At 43.2% G+C, this 6,000-nt stretch carries 1 protein-coding gene; it reads left to right on the plus strand.

The annotated features are described in order from the left end of the window. Positions 1-52: 52 nt before the first annotated feature. On the plus strand, positions 53-6,000 hold a 5,948-nt coding region (locus Q0X59_RS04985; RefSeq protein WP_297643576.1), incomplete at its 3' end, for a peptidase.

Here is a 6,000-nt window from a genome sequence, read left to right on the forward strand (position 1 = left end):
TTCTAAGAATTGCATAACTTCGAACTAATTGATGATACGAAAGAAGGAGAAAATGGGTACAAAGTCTAGTAAACATGCGCGCAAAGTAAAGTTGGATTCAAGCATAAATAACGCGATTGCACATGCTGTTGACGCTCGCAAAGTTGCTTCGTTCACAGCGAGTGCTGCTGGCGTAATTGCAGGCGCTGCTCTTGCATTAGGAACTACTCCGGCTGTAGCTGTTAGTAGTGTTGCGCAAAGTGGTAACGATCAAAACATTCAATCGAATCTTGATAATACTCAAAGTGATTCTGGTGCTGATGCTAATGGTGCCGGCAGCGATGGTGCTGAAGTTAATAGAGATGGTGTTAATGGAAATACTCCAACTTATTCGGATCGTTCAGCTACGCCTGCACCTGCTCCAAAAGTCAACAGTGAGATAACGATTTCACAGGAAACAAAAGATACGCTCCCTAATTTGTATGCATGGGGATCTTCTGACAATGTGTACATTGAAAAGGGGCAAAACCAAGCAGTAACCTTTAAATTTGCAAAACCAACAGATGGCAGCACCATTACTAAGGTAGCTATTTTCCCATCTGATGGTAATACTGTTGATAATACTAAGAGTAGAAGGTACCTTGAGTATTATTCTGCTTCTGATGAGCATCAGCCATATTCGGGTACATATGACTTTCAGCCACACGATGATGGCTCAGCTACGCTTACCATGACTTCTCTTTATAGAAACAACAATATGCCGGCTGTTGGTTATGCTGCAAACCGCTGCATCTATGTGTATGGCATGAAAGACGGGAAGGAAGTTCTGCTGTATAAGACGAATATTGTGCGTGCAGCAACACTTGTTCCACCTAAAACAGCTGGCTCAATTGTGCTGAAGTATAATGAAGCGCTTACTGAAAAACAAATTCAAGATAAGCTCAAGGCTGCTTTAGATGCTCCTACAGAAGCTACCGGTAAGCAATCAATTCGCGAGCAAATTACAGTCGCAAGTAAATCTAAAGGCGTGGGTGTGAGAAATGTTGAAGCCAAAACGTTTACCAACACGCCAGATGACCCTGAAAACAAGGTAATTATTAACGATCAGCGTGCGTATCTTCCAACTGAGCTTACTCGCTTTAATAGAACAACATCTAAACAGGGTGCTGCTGAAACAACTTATATAACTACAGTACAAACCCTTAAAACTCATCTCATAACCGACACTGGTTATACCTCTGATGATTTGCCACTTACAGTTGCGCGCTACGATGATCGCATCGAAAAGCCAGTTGTTGAGGACACTGACCCGTCCAAGGTGTCTGACGAGGTGAAAACCGATATTAAAAAGAAGCTTTCGCGCCTTAATCACGTGCCAGAAGACAGTGTTGTAATTAACAATGACGGCACTGTTGCTATCAACTTCACTGGTGTTGATGAAAAGGACGCTCCTAAGATTCCTTTGCGCAACCTTGTGTTGAAGAAGATTGCAGAGGATAAGATTACTGTTCCTGCAAACGATAAAGCAGTCTTTGTTGCTAACCCACTTGGATATTCAAAAGCCGAGATTGACCGAATCAAGCAAGCTATTTTTGACGCTAACAAAGAAAATAAAGAGCTTGGTCTTACTAGCAAAGATCAAATTACACTTTCCTACATTACGAGTGACCTTACTAGCGCAGGCGATGCTAATAAAGGCCGTTCAAACGGCTTACAAGAAAATAATATTAATGTAACCATTAAGACTGATAAAGCACTTGCAAAGTTTACATCAGACATAACCAAAGATAAACTCACGCGTCTCCCAGATATTCGTACTGATTATAACGTTGAGCTGGTAAAGAAAAAGCTCGATGGTCGCGATAGTGATGAGGGATTCTCTTGGAGTGACGATAAACACACTACACTCATCTATCGTTATGACCCAACCAAAGCTCAAGCGTTTACCGCTCCTGAGATTGTGAAACTTATCAAAGCCACACCTAAGAATCAGAAAACAGGTTTGCGTCCGCTTACGGGTGGTGAAGAGCTCGATCACGAAGGTTCGCACGGCAAGCCGACCAAATCTCATATGCATTATTCAATTGATAAAAATGGTGAACCTACTACCGAGCTGACCCTTGGTATGATGAATGGCGCATATTGGATAGGCAATCCACAAGTTGATAATTCCGATGCGAATATGGGTGATGAAGAGTCGCAGGTGGGTAAGTATACATGGGACGACGAGGCTGGTTCTGTAACTGTTGCTGCTAAGCAGAACAAAGTTTTTAAGACACGTCTTTTTGTTGCACCATATGCTCTGACGTATTATCGCGGTGTATACACAGATCCGTATAAAAAGAATCCAAACAACACGCCTAAGGCAATTAACGTTATCTTTGTGCCACAGACGAATCATAAGGTAAAGGATCTTAAGGCATCTGTTGGTAAGCATGCGGTAACGAAGGATGAGAAGAAGACTCCAACTGATTCTGCGTATTACAACGCATCGGAAGCTAAGAAAGCTGCGTATGACGATGCGTTAAAGGTTGCTCAGCAAACACTTGCAAAAGTTGGAACTACCACAGACGATAAGTTATCTGAACAGCTTAAAGCTGAAGTTGATAATGCAACTATTAAGCTGGATAAGGCACGCGCCGAGCTTGATGGTGCTAATACCAATAAGGACGGACTGAACGCCTCAATTGATGCTAATGGTAAGGCTAAGGAAGGCGAAACTGCCGAAGTAGCTGGCACTGTGACTAGCGATAAGTATAAGAATGTAAGCAATCCTGACTTTAAGACAGACGATGGCAAACCTGATACTGCCAAGAACAACGCAGCCAAAAAAGCTAAAGAAGACTATGACAAGGCGCTCGAAGAAGCCAAGGCGTTAAAGGATGATGCCAACGCCACACAAAAGGCTGTTGACGCTGCTAAAGCTAAGCTCGATGCTGCGCGCGAAAAGCTTAACGAATTTAGTACTAACAAAGATGCGCTTAACGCTGCGATTGCCGTGCATGGTCATGTGTATGAGTATACGAACGATAATTTGCATAAGCTTACTGTTGAGGATAAATTAAAGAAAGCTGACCCAACATATAAAAATTCGAGTAATGAAGAGCGTGAAAAATATGATAATGCGCTAGAGGAAGCAATTCGTTTGTCAGCTGATCCAAACGCTTCTCAAAAAGAAGTGAATGAAGCTATTGCAGCTCTCGAAAAAGCTAAGAAGGATCTTGACGCTAAAGCAACAGATAAGTCGCAGCTTATAACTGCTGAAAAGCTCACCTTTGATAATCCTGAGCCGGACAAGCCAAACGGCAAAAAGAGCACTTTCTACAAGAATGCCTTTGACAAGCAGACTAGTGGCGCAAACGATCAAGAAAAACAAGCTGCTAAAACCGCTGTTGAAAACTATGACAATGCGTTAGCTAAGGCACGCGAGGTTCTTAAGAACGATAAAGCAACTCAGGCTGAAGTTGACGATGCTAAAAAGAAGCTTGAAGCTGCTGAAAAAGTATTGCATGAAAAATATGCAAGTAACGCTGATGAACTTACGAAAGTGCTTGCGGATAACTTTAGCGGTTACCTGATGCCTGCATACTTTAACGCTTTTGATAAGGCGCAAGCAGGTGATACTGACGCCAAGAAAGCGTTCAAAGATTACAACGATGCTTATCAAAAAGCCAAGGAGCTTAAGCAAAAGCTAGAAGAAGCTAAGAATGGTGGAACTGCTCCAGATCAAAGATTGATTAATGAAGCCAAGACAGCTCTTGAAAAAGCTCGTACTGTTATTGACAAGTATGCAACTAACACCAGCAGGCTTTCGGCAGCTGTATTTAATGACCTTGCAATACAAAACAGCCCAGCGTATAAGAATGCATCTGATAAGGATGCAAGTAAAGAGGCAAAGGCTGCTAAAGATAGGTATGACAAAGCTGTAGAGAAGCTACACCAGGCGCTTAATAAACAGATGCCTAAGGATCAAGCAAATGGTAAGGATATTCCTGATACGAATACCCCTGAGAAGGACGGCAACCTTGATGACAAAGACTACCTGAAGAATATTCAGGCACATGCGCAAGGTGAGCCGCTTGATAGGGATATTGATGCAATACTTAAGGAGATGAATGAAGCAGCTGCTGAGTTGAACAAGTTTGCAACCAAGACTGACGATTTGCTTAAGTCGATTAACGAGGATGCAGCCACGCATCAAAACCCTGCGTTTAAGAATGCTTCGCACCCTGACTATAAACAAGCAGATGGCACGACTGCCAACAAAACCAAGAATGATGCAGCTAAAAATGCTGTAGATGAGTATGGCGAAGCTCTCAACAAGGCAAAGGAATTGCTCAAGAAACCTGATGCAACCCAGAAGGAAGTCAATGAAGCACTTAAGACCTTGAATGAGAAGCGTGCGGCTCTTGATGCTTACAACACTGACACAGTCAAGCTCAAGGAAAGCGTAAAGAAGCACGGTAACACGCAAGATTCAGAGTCTACGGCTGCAAAGGAAGGCACTGTTACTTCTGATGCGTATCGCAATGCGTCTGATCCTCATTTCTTAACAGCTGAAGGCAAGCCTGATACCAAGAAGAATGATGAAGCTAAGGAAGCTAAGAAGGCATACGACAAGGCATTGGCTGAGGCTCAGGAATTGCTCAAGAAAGCAGATCCTGATAGCAAGACGCCACTAGATGCTCAGCCAACTCAGAAGCAGATTGATGATGCTTTGACAGAGCTAAACAAGAAGCGTAAAGCACTTGATGTTTATAAGACTGACGCTTCTAAGCTTGATGAGGAAGCAAAGAAATCTACTGCAGACGGTGCTCAAACTGTTGGTGAAAGCGATTTCGAGAACACTCCAGAGTTCAAGAACGCTAAAGCTAAGACAAGCGATGGTCAAACAAATGCTGACGTTGCTGCTTATCAGAAAGCCCTCAAGAAAGCTCGCGATCTTGTAAAGGATGCAGCAGATCAAACCAAGAAGAACAGCGAACGTCCAACTCAGCAACAAATTAACGATGCGCTCAATGCTCTTAAAGCAGCTAAGAAGCAAATTACTGATAACTACAAGACCAATCTTGAGCCGTTGACTTCTGCTAAAGACTTTGCAGGTGGCGACTTCAAGAAGACTCCTGAGTATAAAAATGCTGTTGCTAAGAAGGCTGCTGGCGATCAAGGTGCCACACAAGCCTTAGGTGAAGCTGGAAAAGACACAGGCTTTGACAATGTTCTCAAGAAAGTTACCGACAAGCTTAATGACAAAGCTTGGAAGCAAAAGGCAACCCAAAAAGAAGTAAACGCTCTTCTTAAACAGCTGAAAGACGCTCAAGACAATATTGCTAAGAAGTACAAGACTGATGCAATTAAGCTTGAACGTGAAGTAGGAGATAAGGATCAAGACGGCAATCCAGTTGTTCCTCCATTCGAGGCATCGGTGACCTACAAGAACGCGCTTGAAAAGGCGAATGCTGAATCTGAAGAGGATGCCAAGAAGGATACTTCCGCAACTGCAAAGCTCAAGGAATACGCCGACAAGCTCAAGGCTGCGCAGGAACTCCTCAACAAGGTGAATAACCCTGATCCAAACGCAAAGTCAGAAGATCGTCCAACGCAAGCGCAAGTAGACAAGGCTCTGGCTGAACTTAAGGCTGCCAAGGATGCAATCACCAATGGTTTCAAGACCAATGTTGATGCTTTGCAGAATGAAGCTGACGATAAGGATGATAAGGGCAATGTTCACAATCCTACTTTTGAGAACACAACTGAGTTTGCAAACCTTAAGGCAAAGGGTGATGGCAAAACAAAGCCTGATGACCTTGTAGCGTATGAGAAAGCTTTAGCAAAGGCTAAGGAACTCATCGACAAGAACGATGGTATGGTTGCTGATCCTAATGATTCGACTAAGCAGATTGCTGTGCCAAAGGATCAGCTCCCAACTCAGCAAGAAGTTGACGAAGCTCAAAAGGCTCTTAAGGAAATCAAAGACAAGATTCTTGCTAACTACAAGACCAATCCGCACGACTTGCAAGA

Origin of the sequence: uncultured Gardnerella sp. (genome assembly GCF_947280595.1) — a bacterium.
GTDB classification, from domain to species: Bacteria; Actinomycetota; Actinomycetes; order Actinomycetales; family Bifidobacteriaceae; genus Bifidobacterium; species Bifidobacterium vaginale_A.